This is a genomic window from Oceanobacillus manasiensis (assembly GCF_000724085.1).
Taxonomy (GTDB): domain Bacteria; phylum Bacillota; class Bacilli; order Bacillales; family Amphibacillaceae; genus Oceanobacillus_B; species Oceanobacillus_B manasiensis.
The window spans coordinates 15,147-33,995 of the sequence record NZ_CCDL010000003.1; the positions used below are offsets into that span (position 1 = coordinate 15,147).

The 18,849-nt window shown below is 39.7% G+C and carries 15 protein-coding genes; all 15 read left to right on the forward strand.

From position 1 onward, the window contains the following. The first annotated feature begins 13 nt into the window (after window positions 1-13). The 15 genes from BN985_RS13770 to BN985_RS13845 all read left to right on the forward strand — a co-directional run bounded on the left by BN985_RS13770 (window position 14) and on the right by BN985_RS13845 (window position 18,706). Window positions 14-538 carry a hypothetical protein gene (locus BN985_RS13770; RefSeq protein WP_042224135.1) on the forward strand — a complete coding sequence of 175 codons (525 nt, stop codon included), beginning with the start codon at window positions 14-16 and terminating at the stop codon, window positions 536-538. A gap of 114 nt (window positions 539-652) precedes the next feature. Further along, complete coding sequence (locus BN985_RS13775) at window positions 653-877, forward strand: helix-turn-helix transcriptional regulator (RefSeq protein WP_042224136.1); 225 nt, start codon at window positions 653-655, stop codon at window positions 875-877. Further along, window positions 874-1,170 (forward strand): hypothetical protein, encoded by a 297-nt coding sequence (locus BN985_RS13780; protein WP_042224137.1) that lies wholly within the window; start codon window positions 874-876, stop codon window positions 1,168-1,170. The genes BN985_RS13775 and BN985_RS13780 overlap by 4 nt, the downstream gene beginning before the upstream one ends. A gap of 403 nt (window positions 1,171-1,573) precedes the next feature. After that, the gene (locus BN985_RS13790) at window positions 1,574-1,804 is read left to right on the forward strand and encodes a hypothetical protein (RefSeq protein WP_042224139.1); all 231 of its coding nucleotides are present in this window, start codon (window positions 1,574-1,576) and stop codon (window positions 1,802-1,804) included. 144 nt (window positions 1,805-1,948) lie between these two features. Then, window positions 1,949-2,215 carry a hypothetical protein gene (locus BN985_RS13795; RefSeq protein ID WP_156960138.1) on the forward strand — a complete coding sequence of 89 codons (267 nt, stop codon included), beginning with the start codon at window positions 1,949-1,951 and terminating at the stop codon, window positions 2,213-2,215. Between the two features lie 171 nt (window positions 2,216-2,386). Then, entirely contained in the window at window positions 2,387-3,169 is a 783-nt protein-coding gene (locus BN985_RS13800; RefSeq protein WP_042224141.1) for a hypothetical protein, read from the forward strand. A gap of 43 nt (window positions 3,170-3,212) precedes the next feature. Next, window positions 3,213-3,518, forward strand: coding sequence for a hypothetical protein (locus BN985_RS13805; RefSeq protein WP_156960139.1), 306 nt, complete (start codon window positions 3,213-3,215; stop codon window positions 3,516-3,518). A 1,332-nt stretch (window positions 3,519-4,850) separates the two neighbouring features. Further along, window positions 4,851-5,825 carry an ABC transporter ATP-binding protein gene (locus BN985_RS13810; RefSeq protein WP_042224143.1) on the forward strand — a complete coding sequence of 325 codons (975 nt, stop codon included), beginning with the start codon at window positions 4,851-4,853 and terminating at the stop codon, window positions 5,823-5,825. Continuing rightward, a complete protein-coding gene (locus tag BN985_RS13815) occupies window positions 5,822-6,556 on the forward strand; it encodes an ABC transporter permease (RefSeq protein WP_042224145.1) in 735 nt (244 codons plus the stop codon). The genes BN985_RS13810 and BN985_RS13815 overlap by 4 nt, the downstream gene beginning before the upstream one ends. A 33-nt stretch (window positions 6,557-6,589) precedes the next feature. Continuing rightward, on the forward strand, window positions 6,590-7,438 hold the full coding sequence (locus BN985_RS13820) for a 3-hydroxyacyl-CoA dehydrogenase family protein (protein ID WP_042224147.1): 849 nt from the start codon (window positions 6,590-6,592) through the stop codon (window positions 7,436-7,438). Window positions 7,439-7,461: 23 nt separating this feature from the next. Continuing rightward, window positions 7,462-8,508: an HAD-IIIC family phosphatase gene (locus BN985_RS13825; protein ID WP_408634691.1), complete on the forward strand. Its 1,047-nt coding sequence runs from the start codon at window positions 7,462-7,464 to the stop codon at window positions 8,506-8,508. A gap of 4 nt (window positions 8,509-8,512) precedes the next feature. Then, window positions 8,513-8,785, forward strand: a complete 273-nt coding sequence (locus BN985_RS13830; protein ID WP_198030019.1) for a phosphopantetheine-binding protein — start codon at window positions 8,513-8,515, stop codon at window positions 8,783-8,785. Beyond that, complete coding sequence (locus BN985_RS13835) at window positions 8,775-9,956, forward strand: acyl-CoA dehydrogenase family protein (RefSeq protein ID WP_042224152.1); 1,182 nt, start codon at window positions 8,775-8,777, stop codon at window positions 9,954-9,956. The genes BN985_RS13830 and BN985_RS13835 overlap by 11 nt, the downstream gene beginning before the upstream one ends. Further along, window positions 9,931-11,892 (forward strand): AMP-binding protein, encoded by a 1,962-nt coding sequence (locus tag BN985_RS13840; RefSeq protein WP_042224154.1) that lies wholly within the window; start codon window positions 9,931-9,933, stop codon window positions 11,890-11,892. The genes BN985_RS13835 and BN985_RS13840 overlap by 26 nt, the downstream gene beginning before the upstream one ends. A 43-nt stretch (window positions 11,893-11,935) precedes the next feature. Further along, the gene (locus BN985_RS13845; RefSeq protein ID WP_269635362.1) at window positions 11,936-18,706 is read left to right on the forward strand and encodes a non-ribosomal peptide synthetase/type I polyketide synthase; all 6,771 of its coding nucleotides are present in this window, start codon (window positions 11,936-11,938) and stop codon (window positions 18,704-18,706) included. Window positions 18,707-18,849: the final 143 nt, after the last annotated feature.

Here is an 18,849-nt window from a genome sequence, read left to right on the forward strand (position 1 = left end):
AGGAAACAACACCATGCAAAGTTACAACAAGGAAGTAACCGCAGTAATAGACGCTGGCTTGCCCGCAGACGCCACCGTCCAGCTTTTCCAAGTGCTTACCAACCATTTCGCCGAAACAGATCACTGCCCCGAGGTATACGAATTTAGAGACGTTCTACTAGCCAAACGCAAGTACAGTCGGCGGAAATTCCATCGTTCCATAGACGAGGTTTGCGCCCACTATCCGTTGCCCGTAAAACTTACATGGCGCCAAGTAAAATACGAGCCGAAACGTATTAGAAGGTGCGCCGTTTGTAGCGACTACTTTTACGACGTCAGCCGTAACGGACGTTCTGCGACTTGTTTCAACGGACTCTGCCCGAAATATTACGAACAGCGTCGTAAACGTGCTGGCACGATCATAGACCCGGTGTATAGGCGTCGGGTGGACGAAGTGCTGGTGGATTTTCAACCAGGGGAACACGATAAAAGAGGTCATGCGGTGCTAAACGAAGTAGAAATGACGGCAGTACGAAATAAATTTACGGAATATTCGTAAAACTATATAAACAGGTGGGAATTTCACAGTTTAGTAGAGGGCAAATAGCCCGTTATTTTTTATCACGACAATGAAGAAAACAAAAGAAAATGAGAGGTTAAAGGAGGAAATTAAATGACTAATAGTACATTCCGGCTTATCAGGGCTTACCTGGGACTCACTCAAGCAGAGTTTGCAGAATTACTAGGTGTATCTTATTCGACGGTTGCAGGCATTGAAGCTGGGAATAGACGCGTTAGTGAAACTGTACAGGCAAGAATAGCTAAAGACTTTAGAGCCGGGGATGCATTTTATGAGTTTGTAGAACGTCACAGGATACTGGAAGGAGATAGAACATGAACTTTGCAAAACAAGCACAAGCATTACTAAACCGTCATTACAACGGTGAACTATCGACTAACCAATTCTTGCATCAACTAAACAGGCTTATCACCGTACGGAAGGACGAGCCAACCGTGGTCACCGAGGTAAGTGACAGCCTGTACCTTTTACAGACGACCGATGCGCACATCATACCAGCCTTACTCAATTCGGACGGGGAGATCATAGCGAAGTCATATGACGTCAATGGCTTTGTGGACAAGGTAAGGGCGGTAGTTGACGAGGTAACCGTACGGGAGGTTATAGCGTGACGAAAAACGATTTGTTCTATGCAGACAGTTCACACTTACTAGGTGTCACGTCAGATAAAAAGATACAACGTAATATAGAGCGCAGCGCTACGAGAGCAGACTGGACGCTTATAGGAAAGTCGAATACTAAGTACGACGTTGCTTACCGTTATTTGATACCGCTAGGCAATCGTAACAAGGAACAGGCCGAACGAGTTTTCGGAGTTAAGGCGCGAAATTTATAATGTGCATATTTAGGTAAAATACGGCGATTCTCGCGAATTTTGCAATTAAGTGAGTAATGTATCGCAAAGACAAAAGTTATTGCGCCACAGGGCTATATTTTAGTCAAATATGTATCATATACGTCACAAAAAAGGGGGGTTATACCCCTAAAAATACGCAACAACTGGGGAGCGAGCAAATGGCATTAAAAAAAGTAAGAATCGAAGACAAAGGACAAAAGCCACAGTACCAAGCCAAGGACGTGTTTGACAAGTCTAGCGATGTCACCGTATATAACGTGTTCGATCAAGACTGGGCGACTTTGCAAACGGAAGGCTTGGCACGGCTATTCGACAGCAAGGCAGAGTTTGAACGCAGAAAGAAAGAGGTGACGAGCAATGGCGAGGAGAAAGCAAATCAAACAGCGTAATAAAAACGGCATACGCATGGAAAGTGATAGGCCACCACGTAAGGTACAAGCAAAAAACGCACTACTCGACGATAGGAGGTTTCGCAAGTGAAGCTATTCGGGCTAGGCGACAAGGCTGGCGAGATCACGTACGACGAGCCGAACATGGACGGACGTATAATTGCACGGATAACAGTTGACCGCATAGACCGCCAACGTAGCAAGGTTAAGGAGTTCGCAGTTGAGCGCACAACAGGTAAAACGGTGTACAAGCTACGTTATGAGACCGAAAAGAACGGCTTAACGGCGTATTATGAAGCCGAAAAATACGTTAAGGCGTTTGCTACCGACAATGACTTCATTATTGACGGCAATATTAGTACCAACGTTGACTTGCCGTATGTGAGGACAGTCGCAAAACGTACAAGGTAGACAAGATATGCCCCGTTTGGACTACGTGCCGGGAAATCGTAGGAGGGGAAGAAAGGCGCATAATGTCGGAACGTCGTGCGCCGATCGTTTTAAAGGCTTGTAGGATAGGCGCCGGGTGGGGGCGCGAAAAATACCCGCCACAAAACTATTAAACAAAGGGGAAATTACGAAATGACACAAGTATTATTTACGGAAAGCACAGCGATTGAGGGAGTAAAATATGGACGAAATCAAATATACAACTTAACGGGTGCACAGCTAAAAAGGGCGCTAGAATCAGACGTAGCGTATCAATTCGATATGCCACAGCTAAAATCGTATGAAAACCAAGCTAGCCAGGCGGTCGCCAAGTTTAAAAAGGCGGTAGGCAAGATTGAGGGCAGCCTAGACCCGCGTTTTAAGGACGAGCAATTTAAACAGAGCGCTATAGACGAGTTAAAAGCTACTTTAAAAGACGAAGTGGAAGCCGTACAGCGGAATTATGAAGACGCACTGGAAGCCTTGCGCGAGGAAGCTAAGAAAGCAGTTGCCCAGCAGTCTATCACGGTTAACCCGACTGACGCCAACCAGGCACAGCTACGAATAAAACAAATCGCGGGCGAACTAGCGTTAGGGCACGGCGACGGAGCGCTGGACCAGTTAGCGACTGACCTAGAACGCATTACCGAGGAACGCAAGCAAGCGATCGGGCTAGAATTACCAACGTTAATGGGCGCCGTCGCGGGAGACAAGGCGCTAGAACGCAAGGTAAAGGCGATGTATGAGCAAGCCAAGCCCGGCCTAACTAGCGAGGAAGTCTTCATGCGTGGCATTAACGCCGTATCTAACCGCGTTGACCAGGAATACACACGTTTAAAACTAATAAACCGATACTTTGACGACGAGCCACGGAACATTCACAACCCGGTCAATGCGCATACAGAAACGGTTTATACGCCGATTACACGGGTTTAAAACTAACTAATTATAAAAGGAGAGCGATAAAATGGAATTAACAATGACTATCGAGGTTAAAAATCACGAACAAACATGGCGCAGGAGCGGCTATCGCAGTCTTAAAGCGACAACAGTGGACGAGGTAGGCAGAGAGTACACGCATAGCACAATAAACGGCGGGGACGTTGTAACCTTTATCGAGGAAGCAATCACAGACGTATTGAGATCGCTATTGGACCAAACAGCGGAGCCGTCAGCCATTACCGTTAATGTGCCAACAAGTGTAACGATTAGCGAAGCACTTAAAACGCATTTGACGGACAAGTACGAAGCCGACCCGGTTATCTCAACGTTGGCGATCGTGTAACAATGAATCAGATCGTTTATTCCACGGAGGAATGGGCGCAGTTTGTCGAGTATGTGCGCCGGGCTGGCGGGCATGTGACGAATACCTTAACGTTACAGGACGGGCGTATATGCGTAAAATACGAATGGAACAACGGGCGGTCATAGCGACTAGCCCGCTTTTTTTTTTTCGTGCTTAACCCCCGATGTTTTGAAAATTGTAGCAAAATTACGGGGCTTGGCTTGCTTAATTTCGTTATGTGTTTTATAATGAGCGATAACAAAGGAAAGTAAGTCATGTTACGAATAAACGTGCATTTTCCGCAGAACGTACGTCACATATATACGTAGGGTACACGGTAGTTTTTTTGCGGGACTCAAAATCCCGTTCCTTCACGGGAGTGTCGGTTCGACCCCGACCACCGGTATCATTGTTATACACGGAAATAAATATTACTACCGGGGCAGGGTGAGATAAGTTTAAAACTTATCTCTTTTTTGTTGAAAGATTTGTTGATAAAATGAAAAGGTTGGTAATCTATATATAAGACGAAAGCACTATTAAGTAAATAAAATAATATTATTTTTAGCGATTTCAGCTTTTAAAATATAGTGTGATAGACTCAGGTTAAATACCCTATTCACATAATGACAATAATTATATTTGAGTAGTTATACCTATTTACACAATACTGGTAGGCTGTTAAAATATCAGTATTATGTAAATAATTAAACAATTTACATTTTTGATTACAAAATAGACAAAATACACATCGAAATCCTCACCAAGACTTCCATAAAAGTATCTCTCTCATGTACTAAAAAGACTCCATGAAAGTATCTCTCTCATGTACTAAAAAGACTCCATAAAAGTATCTCTCTCATGTACTAAAAAGACTCCATGAAAGTATCTCTCTCATGTACTAAAAAGACTCCATGAAAGTATCTCTCTCATGTACTAAAAAGACTCCATGAAAGTATCTCTCTCATGTACTAAAAAGACTCCATGAAAGTATCTTTCTCATGTACTAAAAAGACTCCATGAAAGTATCTTTCTCATGTACTAAAAAGACTCCATGAAATATCTTTCTCGTGTACTAAAAAGACTCCATGAAAGTATCTTTCTCATGTACTAAAAAGACTCCGGGAAATATCTTTCTCGTGTACTAAAAAGACTCCGGGAAAGTATCTCTCTTATGTAATATTTGTAATAGTTTTCATTACGTTAATTTCTAATTGGATTTTGTATCAAGGCTCATTTTAAAAATAGATACTAATGTATAGGCTAACGATTTTGCGATTCCTGTGTAAACTATTTAATCAAAATACATACTGTGGAGGTATTGAATTCTATATGGTTCTTGAAATTAAAGGCATAACTAAGATTTATCGTGGTCGTCACAAATCCCAGATTGTTGCAAACGATAATCTCACAATTTCTATAAAAGAGGGAGAAATCCTAGGCCTATTGGGACATAATGGGTCTGGTAAAACCACTCTTGTCAATCAAATTATTGGCACATCAACCCCTTCAAGTGGTGATATTATCCTTCTTGGAGAATCTGTGAAAAATTCACCTAAGCGTGCCCGCTCTCTCTGTTCCGTGCAGCCTCAATCACAACTTCCTTTGGGTTTTTTGACCCCGTCACTAGCAGTTTCAACCATGGGGAAAATGCGTGGGGGTAACAAGAAAGATGTTAGTGAGAGAATGGAAATGTTATTTGAAGCATTGGATATAGGTAAGTGGGCCAATACCCAGGGAATAAAGCTTTCCGGTGGTATCCGCAGATTGACAGCTTTTTGTATGGCTGTGATCAAACCCGGAAATCTGGTGATTCTGGATGAACCTACAAATGATGTGGATCCGACTCGCCGCCGTTATCTTTGGGAGGTGATTCGCCAATTAGCTGATGATGGAACCTCAGTAATCTTAGTTACGCATAACGTTATTGAAGCTGAGAAAGCTGTAGACAGGGTAGCCATTTTACACAAAGGTCAATTCATTGCTAGTGGGTCCCTTTCGGAAGTGAAAAGAAGAGAGAATAACAAAAGGCGTATTGTGATAAATCCATTGGCCGGCATTGGAGAACAGGTAGTTCCGGAGTGGGCAATATCAGCACATCGTAATGGTACAGGGGTTACCATTTCAATAGACGAGGACGCTGTATCAAAGACAATTGAGTGGGCTGAATTTCAGATGAAGCATGGTATTATTTCAGATTATTTATTATCTCCTACTACACTTGAGGATATTTATGTCAATTTAACAAAAGAAAAGGATAAAGTAATAGACATAAATCGTGACTCAGAAAAGGGGGTTAGTCTATGACTACTTTTATTAACGATTTTAAATATGTGTTTCAAATGCAATTCAACAGGTATTCAGGTTTCCTATCCTTCTATGTCTTTGTTCAAATAATAATTTCGTTGGGTATTGTAATTGGTTTTACCTATCTGATTGGGGATTCGAATGCTAATGAACTCCTTTATCTGGCTACTGGAGCACCAACTTTTGTTTTGGTGATTACGGGTCTCGTTCTTTTGCCTCAACAAATTGCCTCTTCTAAAACAGAAGGGTATATCGAATTTATACGTACCTGGCCAGTGAACAGGGGAGTGGTTATGGTAGCAGACACCGTTATCTGGTTGCTGATAGCAATTCCAGGGATAGTAATTTCATCCTTGTGTGCACACTTTATGTTTCATCCAGGGTATGATGTATCATGGACAATTATTCCAGCAATAATTCTGATAGCCTTAGCATCAATTGGTGTTGGCTATGGGTTATCATATGCATTGCCTCCGCAAATATCAATGGCACTTACAAATGTACTTGCCTTTGGGGCACTAATGTTTTCACCTATTAATTTTCCGATGGAGCGACTTCCTGAATGGCTTCAGACCCTCCACACCATTTTACCATTGTTTTCTATGGCAGAGATTATGCGTGAATCAATGGCAGCTTCAACCTTTACTGCTGACCTAGGAAATTATATTAATTTAACGATTTGGGGTGTCGTTGGTTTTATTGGAGCCATTTTCATATTAAATAAAAAGTAATTTAATAAAACTAATACGAAGGATATGATAAACATGAGTGTTATTGCAGTTGTTGGAGCAGGTGTAATGGGAACTGATATAGCATCCACACTGTCATATTATGGTTATAACGTTATTTTAAAAGATATACATCCAGAGGTGTTAGAGGAAGCACCACGCATTATGAGACAGAAAATTCGGGATTATAAAATGATTTCTACCGATCTCCAAGACTGGAATGCATTAGATATTCTGAACAGAATAACATTCACGGATAACTATGATGCATTTGATGAAGTGTCATGGGTGATAGAGAATATTACAGAAGACTTGGATGCCAAAATCAGTCTTTATAAAGAACTAAATCATAGATGTGGACAAGATACCTTGTTTGCTGTTAATACCAGTTGTCTTCCTATCACTAAGCTCGCTTCCCAACTTTCAAGGCCAGATAGAGTAATTGGAATGCATTTTATGAATCCTGTACCTCTGAATGACATTGTCGAAACAGTACATGGATTTCATACATCAAGCGAAACTGAAAGCACCGCCAAGGTATTTCTGAATAGTATTAATAGACAACCTTTATTAGTGAAGCGGGATTTTCCCGGTTTTGTATCTAATCGTTTGTCACACTTATTTATGAATGAGGCTGCATTTTTAGTTCAAGAAGGGGTAGCAGATCCAGAACAGATAGATGCAATCTTTAGGAAAGGATACTCACACAAAATGGGCCCCTTGGAAACGGCTGATTTAATTGGGTTGGACACCGTGGTTCAGTCTCTTAAAGTCTTGTTTGATAGTTACCAAGATTCAAAATTTCGTTGTTGCCCTCTTTTGATGCAGATGGTGGATGCTGGTTTACTTGGTCGTAAAAGTGGCCGCGGTTTTTACTCGTATTAATCTTTGTAGAAAGGATAATTAATTTGAAGGAAGTTAAATGTGTAATTTGGGACCTTGATAACACTTTGTGGGATGGTACGTTGCTTGAGGGAGATGAAATCAAGCTGAAACCTGGAATTCTTGATATTCTCCATACGCTTGATTCTAGAGGGATCCTTTTGTCTATAGCAAGTAGGAACAATCATAATCATGCAATGGCTAAGCTGAAGGAGTTTGGAATTGATCACTATTTTGTTTACCCGGAGATTGGATGGAACGCAAAATCTCATTCGATAGCTGAAATCCAAGAAAATCTTAATATTGGAATGGATACCTTACTATTTATTGATGACCAGGAATTTGAGGCTGAGGAGGTTAAGTCAACTCATCCACAGGTTACTATCGTTCTTGCACACGAGTATCAACAATTGACATCTATGAAACGCCTTATACCTAAAGTGATTACAGAAGAAAGCAGGCGGCGGAGATTCATGTTCATACAGGACCAAAAGAGAAAGGAGGATGAACAGTCTTTTGTAGGTCCATCGGGAGAGTTTCTAGCCAGTTTAAATATGATTTTCACGATTTCAACAGCACGTGAGGAAGATTTGTTGCGTGCTGAGGAGCTAACAATTCGAACAAACCAGCTTAATTCAACAGGCATTCAATACAGCTTTGATGAACTGAAGAAATTTTTGCATTCTCCACAGCATCATTTATGGGTTTGCGATCTATCAGACAAATACGGCAGCTATGGAAAAATAGGACTAGCACTTGTTGAAGTCAAAGATAATTCTTGGCACATTCGTCTATTACTTATGTCCTGCAGAATTGTTTCGAGAGGTGTTGGAACTGTCATGCTATCGCTTTTAATGAAAGAAGCAAAAATGGAAGGTAAATTACTTACAGCTGAATTTTTACGAAATGAACGAAACCGCCAAATGTTGATGACATATAAATTTGCTAACTTCAAGGAAAAACAACGTGTAGGAGACAAAATCTTATTTGAAAATGATTTAACAATCATTCAGGAATACCCTCAGTATATTCAAGTGGTTGTTGATGGTATTCATTATAGTCAGGAGGTATGAAGTTTTGAATCGTACAGAGGTTTATAACCAAATCCGTGACTTCATAATAAAAAACATGGAAGCATTCAACGATGGAGAAGACCTAGCTGATTCCGATAACATTTTTGAAAAAGGCTTTGTAAGCTCCATTTTTGCAATACGTTTACTTCATTTTATTGAAAGTAAATTCGACATCGAAGTTTCAGATGAAATGATAGTTTTGGAGAACTTCAGCTCTGTGGATAATATCGCTAATTTGGTTAAGCAGCTAAAAGGACGTAATACTCATGCAAACTGAAAGGCAGAGCGATATTTTAGAGAGAGCCTCAAGGTATGTTGAAACAGTCATTAGACCACAATCGGGAGAATTTGATCAAAATCAAGCGATATCAGAAGAGGTAATTTTCGGTATGGCTGAGAGAGGGTTTTTGGGAGCAGCCATTCCAACTGAATACGGCGGTTTAGGACTAGATCCTTTGAATTACGGTATCTTCACTAAAATATTTGGGAAAGCATGTTCCTCCACAAGAACTTTATTGACTGTTCATACTTCCCTTGTATGTGAAACATTGTTGAAATTAGGAAGTACCTACCAAAAGGAAAAGTACTTAAAAGACCTTGCGAACGGTCGACGCATTGGGTGTTTTGCTTTATCGGAGCCAAATGCTGGAAGTAATATCAACGACTTACAAACAAAATGTGAGGAGCAAGAAGATTATTTCATTCTGAATGGGAAAAAAAAGTGGATTTCATTTGGAGAAGTAGCTGATTTATTTTTGGTTGTCGCAACGGAACAAGGTATCATAAAGACCTTTATCGTCGAAAGTTCAATGCCAGGAATTGAAATTCAACCAATGAAAGGTATGTTAGCTGGACGTGCTACACACATGGCCGAAGTTACCTTGCGCGACATGAAAGTTCCAAAAGAACAATTAGTGGGGATATACGGAAAGGGATTCAATATTGTAGTTAATACAGCTCTTTTTTATGGCCGTTACAGTATTGCCTGGGCTGGACTAGCAATTGTAGAATCCGCTTTAGAGGAAATGACGAAATACGCCAGAACTAGAGAGCAGTTTGGTCAAAAAATCGGCCAATTTCAACTCGTTAAAAGAATGATTGCTAACGCCGTAACGGATGTCCATGCCGCTCAATCTTTGTGCAATAGAGCGGGAGAGTTACGCAATGCTAATAACGATGAGGCAATTATGGAAACGAACATAGCTAAATACTTTACGTCCAAGGCAGCATTTCGCGTTGCTTCTGATGCTGTTCAAGTATTAGGAGGCAACGGATGTTGGAATGAATATCCTGTTGAAAGATTATTTAGGGAATCAAAAATTTTGGAAATCATAGAAGGTACTTCACAGATTCAACAGATTCTAATTGCAGATTATGGAATCCAAAAATATAGTACCAATACTATGGAACGGAGGAGTGGTTATGAAAAAGTACACGACTTTAGTTGAGAGTTTAAAGGAAGGAGCAGTAAATGATAAAGGAGTCCAATTTATTTATAGTGCCAATGATGAGGAATTTATGTCATACGAGGAGCTTTTATCAGAAGCTAGCAATTATCTTACGGCATTTCAAGAAATGGGTGTTAACAAGGGAGATGAATTAATATTACAATTTGAATCCGAACGTCCATTTCTCATATCCTTTTGGGCATGTTTGATTGGGGGAATAATCCCTGTTCCACTTCCATTTGATGAAACAAAGGGAAACGAGAAAAGATTGTTTAATCTTTGGCCTATACTTAAGCAACCTTGGATTGCAACAAACAGTGACATACTTAAAAATAATTTAAAGTTATTTGCAAAAGAAAATGATCTTTTCCATACTTTTGAATCAATGTCATCACATCTGTTTTCACCTGAGCAAGTAGATTGTGTGAATCAACAACCTGAATATTATGAGCCTCATGCTGATGATATTGCATATATTCAATTCTCATCAGGTTCTACTGGTCAGCCTAAAGGCGTTATAATAACACATAAATCATTATTGACAAGCCTATATGATGCGGCAGAAAAAATGAAGCCCATTAAGTCAGATTCAATGCTATGTTGGATACCTTTAACACATACATTTGGCTTTACTCTTTTCCATTTGTTTCCGATATTATATGGATTAAATCAATATCATATGCAGCCGGGAGTATTTATATCAAATCCTAACATTTGGTTTAGTTTTGTTCATAAATATCAAGTTAGTGTGATAGGTGCTCCAAATTTCGGATACCGTCATTTCCTTAAGCACTTTAATTCCGAAATAGCTAATAAAGAAGAGTGGGATTTTAATTGTGTCAGGATGACTTGGTTTGGTTCAGAAAATATACCGATATCGTTATATAACGAATTCTTAGAATCGTTGAGTCCATGGGGGTTATCAGATCAGACATTCATAACGGCTTACGGTATGACTGAAAACAGCGCACTAGTAGCTATGAATGACTTAAATCAACTACCTTTATCTTATTCTGTTGATCGTACACATTTGGGTGTGGGACAGGAACTAAAAATTGTTGAACCTGATTCCATGAATGCTATTGAAATTGTGAGTGTCGGTTATCCGATTGAGCATACTGATCTTAGGATTATTGTAAACGGTACAGCCTGCATTGAGAACGTTGTAGGACATATTGAACTCAACGGACCCACTGTGACTCCAGGATATTATCGAAATTCAGAAACTACACAAAAGTCATTTACCGTGGATGGTTGGTTAAAGACTGGAGATATTGGGCTTATTGCTGGTGGTGAGCTATTTGTTATAGGACGTGCTAAAGACATAATCATCATCAATGGGAAAAATTACTTTCTTACGGATATTGAAGATATGCTTGTTCAAGGTGCTGGTAAAAATATGGTTGGGGCATATGTCGCATGTGGTGTTCCAAATGCAGAAACAAGCACAGAGGATTTGATTATATTTGTACATTTAGAGGAAGAGGCCGATCAGTTTAATTCCATTGTAAAAGAAGTTCAACTAGCGCTATTTAAGCATAATGGTCTACGTGCTGCACACGTATTACCTATTAAATCAATACCAAAAACCGATAGCAATAAAGTTCAACGTTATAAATTGGTCGAGAATTACCAAGCAGGGGAGTTTAATCAAATCATTGATAAGATAAATCAGTCTAGTCGGTCAATTAAACAAAAAAATAAATGGATTAAGTTAATTAAGGCAGAAGTTGAAGAGTTGACAGGAATGACAAATGTAAGTGTAACTACTAATTTTTTTGATCTAGGCCTTAGTTCGGCCCAGTTGGTCGTATTACAAGATCAATTGCAAAAAAGTTTAGGTGTTGATCTAGAAGTTTCTGATACCCTGAATTATCCAAATATACAAACTCTTGCGAACTTCATAAACAGTAATGGAAAAGCTTCGTTAGTTTGAGAAAAGGGAGGAGAACGACATTCGGGAAAATGAGGGTATTGCTATAGTTAGTATGTCTTGTCGCTTTCCAGGAGGTGCAGATACACCGGAGAAATTTTGGGAACTATTGGATAAGGGCATCGATCCGGTTAGTGAAATACCTGAAGGTAGATGGAAAGACGATCCGTCGACCAACAAAAATATTACTACACGTAAAGGATCATACCTTGATGATGTAGAAAAGTTTGATCCATTGTTTTTTGGAATTTCGCCAAAGGAAGCTCAATCAATGGACCCTCAACAACGGCTTTTGCTGGAATTACATTGGGAAGCTTTAGAGGATGCAGGTTGGGATCCAACATCATTAGCTGGAACAAAAACAGGGGTGTTTGTAGGGATTTCTGGCAGTGATTATGCTCAGATCGGTCGTGACCTTGGGCATTCCCCGGGACCCTATACCTTTACCGGAACTTTGCTGAATACTGCTGCTGGTCGAATTTCATATGTTCTTGGTCTGCAAGGTCCATCCATGGCTATTGACACAGCATGTTCTTCTTCTTTGGTATCGGTACATCAGGGGATGTTACAACTACGGTCAGGTGGTTGTGATGTCGCATTGGTATCAGGGGTAAATTTAATTTTAAGGGCAGAGGGACATGTTGGTACAACCAGCCTTGGAGCATTGTCTCCTTCTGAGCGTTGCCGAAGTTTTGATGATTCTGCTGACGGATACATTCGGAGTGAAGGTAGTGCTGTTCTTATCCTCAAACGATTGGAAGATGCAAAGCGGGATGGAGATTATTTGTGGGGGGTTATCCGTGGAGGTGCCGTTAATCACGATGGCCGTAGTGGTGGACTGACTGTTCCTAATGGATTGTCCCAACAACAACTGATCCGGTATGCTTTATCTGATAGTGGTTTAAAGCCGGAAGATATCGATTATGTGGAAGCACATGGCTCTGCTACAAAGATTGGTGACCCATTAGAGGTCAATGCATTAGCAGAAGTTTTTAAGAAAAGGAAACAATCGGTTCACTTAGGGAGTGTAAAATCAAATCTGGGTCATCTTGAAGCGGCTGCAGGCATAGCCGGTTTGTGTAAAATATTGTTATCGATGAAGCATGGTCGGATTCCAGCAAATCTACATTTCCAAAAAGGGAATCGCTTAATAAAATGGGATAAAATCCCACTTGAGGTTGTTCATGAGCCTATAGAATGGAAAGCAAGACAAGGTGTGCGTCGGGCTGGGATAAGCGCATTTGGTATTAGTGGAACCAATGCTCATTTAGTGGTTGAATCAGCTACTGAAAATAATAAGGAATTACCATTAAATAATACAGATGCACATTTATGTACGATATCTGCTCAAAGTGAGAATGCTTTGCGTCAATATGTCAGGGATTTAGCAGATTGGTGTCGTCAACCGACAGCTGGAATAGCTGAACTTTGTGTGAATCTTAACCGGGGGAGAGCGTCACTCAGTCATCGACTTGCACTGACCGTAAGTGATTTGGAATCTTTGGAAAAACGACTGGACAATCTGGCTAATTCTTCAAAGAAGCTAGGGGTTCAAGTGGGTGAGGTACAAAAACCTTTAGTTTTTCTGTTCACTGGACAAGGATCACATTACCATAATATGGCACGAACCTTGTATGAACAATCCTCAGTATTTAGAAAGAAATTTGATGAACTTGATGCATTGTTTGAAATGAAAATCGGAAAATCGTTGGGACAAATCATTTATGGTCCAGAGACTGCTGAGATTCATCTCCCTTTATATGCACAACCTTTGATCTTTTCCATCCAGATCGCATTAGCTCATTTTTGGGAATCTTTAGGCGTAGTACCGGATATGTTCATTGGACATAGCATTGGCGAGTATTCAGCTGCATGTTTAGATGGTGTAGTAAGTATGGAAGATGCTATCCATATGGTTTTCACTAGAGCATATATCATGGATGAAACGCCTATGGAAGGTCGTATGGCTGGTATGTTAGCCAATGAGTCTGTTGTTCGCGAAATGATTAGTAAGTATGATGATGTTTCTATAGCTGCAATTAACTCATCAGAGAATGTCACAGTATCTGGTGGAAAGTCGAGTATGGACGATTTAGTATCTCGAGCACGAAAAAAGAGAATCTTTGTTGAGGATCTTTTAGTGTCTCATCCTTTCCATTCGGTGATGATGAAAGATAGGGCACACCTACTAAAAACTGAATTTGAAAAAGTGACATTTCATGAACCATCCTATCGTTTTATCTCTTCGGTATATGATGATTTTATTCCTGAAGATGTCATGTTAAATGGGGATTATTGGGTAAAACATTTGGTGGAGCCAGTTCGCTTTTCTGATGCATTGGAAACAGCGGTTTCACAAGGAGCCCGTGTTTTTCTGGAAATTGGAGGTACTGCAACCCTATGTGGACTGGCAGCGCAAAACAATTTAAGTGGAGAAAATTTGTTGTTTTTACCTAGTTTACGTAAGAATCGTTCTTCATGGAAGCAAATATACCAAAGCTTAGGCCGATTGTGGGAAACTGGTTATCCAATACAATGGAATGCTCTTTATAGTGGTGATTTTACAAGAACAGAGAATCTTCCACATACTCCTTACGATCGCAAAAAATACTGGATATCGGATATAAATGTTTCCAATCAAACATCCCAGGAGATTGAGAATACGTTGGAATCAAAAGTGGAGCAGCAAATAGACGATTTCCGGGGAAAAATGGATACGCATTTGAAGAAGATTGAAAATGATGCTGATATTCAGGAGTCTTTAAGGAACATGCTAGAGGACATTGTAGAGGTGCGTAGTGAAGATATTACGAATTCTATGAATCTATTTAGATTTGGACTGGATTCTTTAATGCTTGTACAACTTTCCGAGAAAATTATGCATCAATATCGTTTAGATATTCCAATAAAAATGTTCTTTGCTGATTTGAATACAGTTAATGCATTAAGCAAATATATTCACGAGAATTGTTTTGAATCCGTTAATGCTTCTGCACAAGAATTGAGAGTTGAGGAAGAGACGTCTATGTCAGCTCTAAGCTCCTTGCTGGAAAAAATGGAAACACGGTTAATCCGCATTGAGGAAAGGTTAACAACGTTAGATCCAAACGATGAAAACATTGTAAGAGTTGATAATAACAAAGGTGAGAGTAACAAGCAGGATCTCGAATTAACTTCTGATCAACAAAGAGTTTACTTTTTATCACAACTTGAAGGTGGAAATGTCGCTAACCAAATTGCTCAGGTGTATAGGTTAGATAATCCGATTGATATCAATAAATTAAAAAAATTCTTTCAGAATATTTCAGATAAACATGAGACACTACGGAGCTCTTTCCGCATTACAGGCTCTAATATTACCTATGACATTGCCGATAGAATTGAACCCGTGTATGCAGAGATAGATCTACGAGATGAAGATGGTGAAGCGAAATTTAAGGATTTCTTTGAAAGTCCATTTGTCCTTTCTAAGCCTCCTTTGTGGAGATGGGGATTAGTACAAGATGATAAAGGATATAGGTTGATCTTAAATTCACATCATACTATTGCTGATGGGTACGCTTTAAACCTGATATTGAATGATTTATCTGATTTATTGAATGGAGTTCCCTTGAGGGAGGTACCGAAGCATTATCGAGATTTCGTAGTGAAAGAACAGGCATTCCTAAATAGCAAAGAGGCCCATAAACAACGGGAATGGTGGTTAAACCAATTGAACCCACTTCCGAATTCGCTGGATCTTCCAAGTGATATATCTAGACCAGAAATAAACCCCTTTGGAGGTTCGATAAGTAAATTTACGCTGGATGCTGATATAACAGCTGCTATTAAAACCTTGGCAAAAGAAAATAATGCTACAACATTCATGGGAGTATTGGCAGCATGGACTGCATTTTTGGGTAAGTTGTCTAATCAAACAGACTTTTGTGTTGCTGTTCCATTGAATAGACGAAATGTGGGTGACTTTAAATACAATGTCGGGATGTTTACTCAAACAATCATACTGCGGTCGAATCTCGATTCATCCATCTCCTTTATCGATTATTTACGAACGATGAAAGATACCCTTCTGGATGCGTATAGTAACGGTGATTATCCTTTTGATATGTTGTTGGAAGAACTGGAAATTCCACGAGATATGAGTCGTAATCCACTATTTGATGTGATGGTCAATTACAATACGATAGAACAAAAGGATTATCAATTTGGTGATGTTAAAGGAGTTCGAGATGAAATTCCACGCCGATATGCCCAGTTCGATTTATTTTTAGATGTGCTGGAAAGTGATGATGAAATAATTTTCAGGTTAAATTATGCAAAACCATTGTTCTCACAGGAACGTATTGATGATTGGATTAAGCGTTTTCAGATATTTTTAAAGGAAATCATCAAAGCGCCTGAAATACCATTTTCAGATTTTGAACTCACACATGGGGCAGAACAAAAGCTGCTGTCTATGGGGAGAGGAGTTAAAGACGAAAATGATAAAACGACGGTAAACAAACTTTTGTCTGATGTTTTTAAAAATAAACCCACGGAATCTGCCGTTTGGTTTCAAGGAAAAGAACTATCCTATAAAGAACTTGGTATACGATCTAGGATGTTGGCTGATCACTTAATGAAATTAGGGGTTCGCCCTGGGGGGAAAATAGGAATATTGCTTTCACGAACTCCTGATATGCTGGCATCGATGTTGGCGGCGATAAAATTAGGGTGTGTTTTTGTACCTTTGGACTCGTCATTTCCAAAGGAGCGCTTGAGATACATGATGGAAGACAGCGCTATTCAGCAATTGATAAGTGAAAGAACAATAATGGAATACCATGACTTTTCATTACCTTACTTAGATCCAGCTAATCTTGAAATGAATGAAAAGAATGGGAATCTAGAAGCCCCCATCTTGAATAACGAGGTACAACCAAGTGATATAGCTTACATTATTTATACATCGGGTTCGACTGGGAAGCCGAAAGGAGTAGAAATAGAGCACGGTTCCTTGGCCAATTTTACGGTTGGCATGGCGAAAGCATTAGACTGGCCGAATGGAGCAAGAACTGCTTGTTTTACAACTTCATCTTTCGACATATTTCTACTTGAAACAATACTTTGCCTTGTACATGGCGGATGTGTTGTATTGTCACATAATGAAGCGGCTAATCCAGCTGAAATGGCACATATAGTGACCAATGGAGGAGTGGAATGTCTACAGATGACTCCTACACGATTACAGCTATTGTGTGCTGATTCTAAAAATGCGGATAAAGTTTTGAAATCGGTAAAAGTCCTTATAGTTGGAGGAGAGGTTTTCCCGACCCCTCTGTTACCTTTCCTACAAAGCTTTCCAACTCTACGTATCTTTAATGTATACGGACCAACAGAGACATGTGTGTGGTCCACGTATAAAGAATTAACAAAAACTGAAACAGTCAGCATTGGACTTCCGATTGCCAATACAAATGTTTATGTATTGGATAAAAACAGACGCTTGGTATCTACAGGAGTAATTGGCGATTTATGGATAGGCGGATCAGGTGTTGCGCATGGGTATCATAATAAACCGGAATTGACCGCTGAACGGTTTGTTGAAGAGCCATTTACGGATGGGAGAATGTATTTTACTGGTGATCGGGCTGTGTGGAAGGATGGCGAACTAGTTTCACTCGGTAGAGAGGATGATCAAGTCAAACTTCGAGGTTTTCGAATCGAATTAGGTGAAATTGAAGAAGTTTTGCGAGAACATCCTGCCATTATTAATGGTGCAGCAGCAGTCCAAGAGTTAAGTCCTGGAAATCATGTGTTAGTAGCATATTTCCAAAAGCATCAAGAAGAAATTGTAATAGAAAGTGAGATTAGTGAATGGTTGGCTGAACGATTACCGGAATATATGGAAGCTGATTTTATCGTTGAACTACCTTTTATTCCACAAACATTGAATGGGAAAACCGATCGGAAACAATTGCCATTGCCCAACGTAAATAGAAAAGAGCATTCGAATGAAAACGTAGCGGAGCGAGTGGAAGATACCATTCTAAATATCTGGAAAAAGGTTTTGGGAGATAAAGAGATTGGACTTAACGATAGTTTTTTTGATATTGGCGGCAAGTCCTTCAGTCTTGTTCTTGTTCATGATGAACTGGAAAAAAAGTTTCCAGGTGTTGTTACCGTAGCTGATTTGTTTGCACTTTCCACCATTTCAAAATTAAAGGAATACATTGTGGATGTAGGTCAGAAAACGGTTCATAAAGGGAAGTTTGCATTGCCAGAAGCATGGTTTGATGTTTATTCAAAAGAGGAAGGTCAAGTTGAGACAATGTTAGAATTAGGGATTTCCAACGCTGTAAAAGATTTAGGGTTCCATTATGGTTTAGATTTCTCTGAAACGCTTTTTGGTCTATTTGCCTTGTATTTGCATAAAAGTCACAGATTGGAGAGAGTTCCTTTATGGACCATTGGCTATATGGAACGTGCTGCTTGTGTGAATTTTGATTTTCACAGTTATTCTGATCTTGGGCAGGTTCTTAAGGATCTATCAGCTTCTTTTCCAACACAGAAAGATTTCCAAACGATCAATTCTCTGGATTTGATTACGAGTTCAGATGAACATGTCCGGGTAGGCTTTGTAAATGAGAACGACATGGATAGTAGAAAGCTGTTAAAAAAGTTTGATTTTTACTTAGTTGTTCATAAGAAGCAGGACCAAATAAAATTATCCATTATTTATGGAAGACGTACTGCAGCAAATACTTTACAGACCCAACTCAAACAATTTGTAAAAATGGTAAGCCTAGTAGTAGAAAAAATAGTTAGTTTGACCTAAATGTACTAGCGGTGAACACTTGGAGGCGAGGATAGTAAAGACTGTCGAATGTCACTTTCGGTTTTGACAATTTATTCTTGCCTTCTCTTGTTAATGAGACGGGTAATGTACGAAGTAAAATGCACACTAAATTATCTCAATGT

Excerpts from the sequence above, each read along its gene's own strand:
- BN985_RS13795 (WP_156960138.1), top strand. The coding sequence starts at position 1,949 with ATGGACGGACGTATAATTGCACGGATAACAGTTGACCGCATAGACCGC.
- BN985_RS13805 (WP_156960139.1), top strand. The coding sequence starts at position 3,213 with ATGACTATCGAGGTTAAAAATCACGAACAAACATGGCGCAGGAGCGGC.
- BN985_RS13780 (WP_042224137.1), top strand. The coding sequence starts at position 874 with ATGAACTTTGCAAAACAAGCACAAGCATTACTAAACCGTCATTACAAC.
- BN985_RS13800 (WP_042224141.1), top strand. The coding sequence starts at position 2,387 with ATGACACAAGTATTATTTACGGAAAGCACAGCGATTGAGGGAGTAAAA.
- BN985_RS13810 (WP_042224143.1), top strand. The coding sequence starts at position 4,851 with ATGGTTCTTGAAATTAAAGGCATAACTAAGATTTATCGTGGTCGTCAC.
- BN985_RS13835 (WP_042224152.1), top strand. The coding sequence starts at position 8,775 with ATGCAAACTGAAAGGCAGAGCGATATTTTAGAGAGAGCCTCAAGGTAT.
- BN985_RS13775 (WP_042224136.1), top strand. The coding sequence starts at position 653 with ATGACTAATAGTACATTCCGGCTTATCAGGGCTTACCTGGGACTCACT.
- BN985_RS13820 (WP_042224147.1), top strand. The coding sequence starts at position 6,590 with ATGAGTGTTATTGCAGTTGTTGGAGCAGGTGTAATGGGAACTGATATA.
- BN985_RS13770 (WP_042224135.1), top strand. The coding sequence starts at position 14 with ATGCAAAGTTACAACAAGGAAGTAACCGCAGTAATAGACGCTGGCTTG.
- BN985_RS13815 (WP_042224145.1), top strand. The coding sequence starts at position 5,822 with ATGACTACTTTTATTAACGATTTTAAATATGTGTTTCAAATGCAATTC.
- BN985_RS13840 (WP_042224154.1), top strand. The coding sequence starts at position 9,931 with ATGAAAAAGTACACGACTTTAGTTGAGAGTTTAAAGGAAGGAGCAGTA.
- BN985_RS13790 (WP_042224139.1), top strand. The coding sequence starts at position 1,574 with ATGGCATTAAAAAAAGTAAGAATCGAAGACAAAGGACAAAAGCCACAG.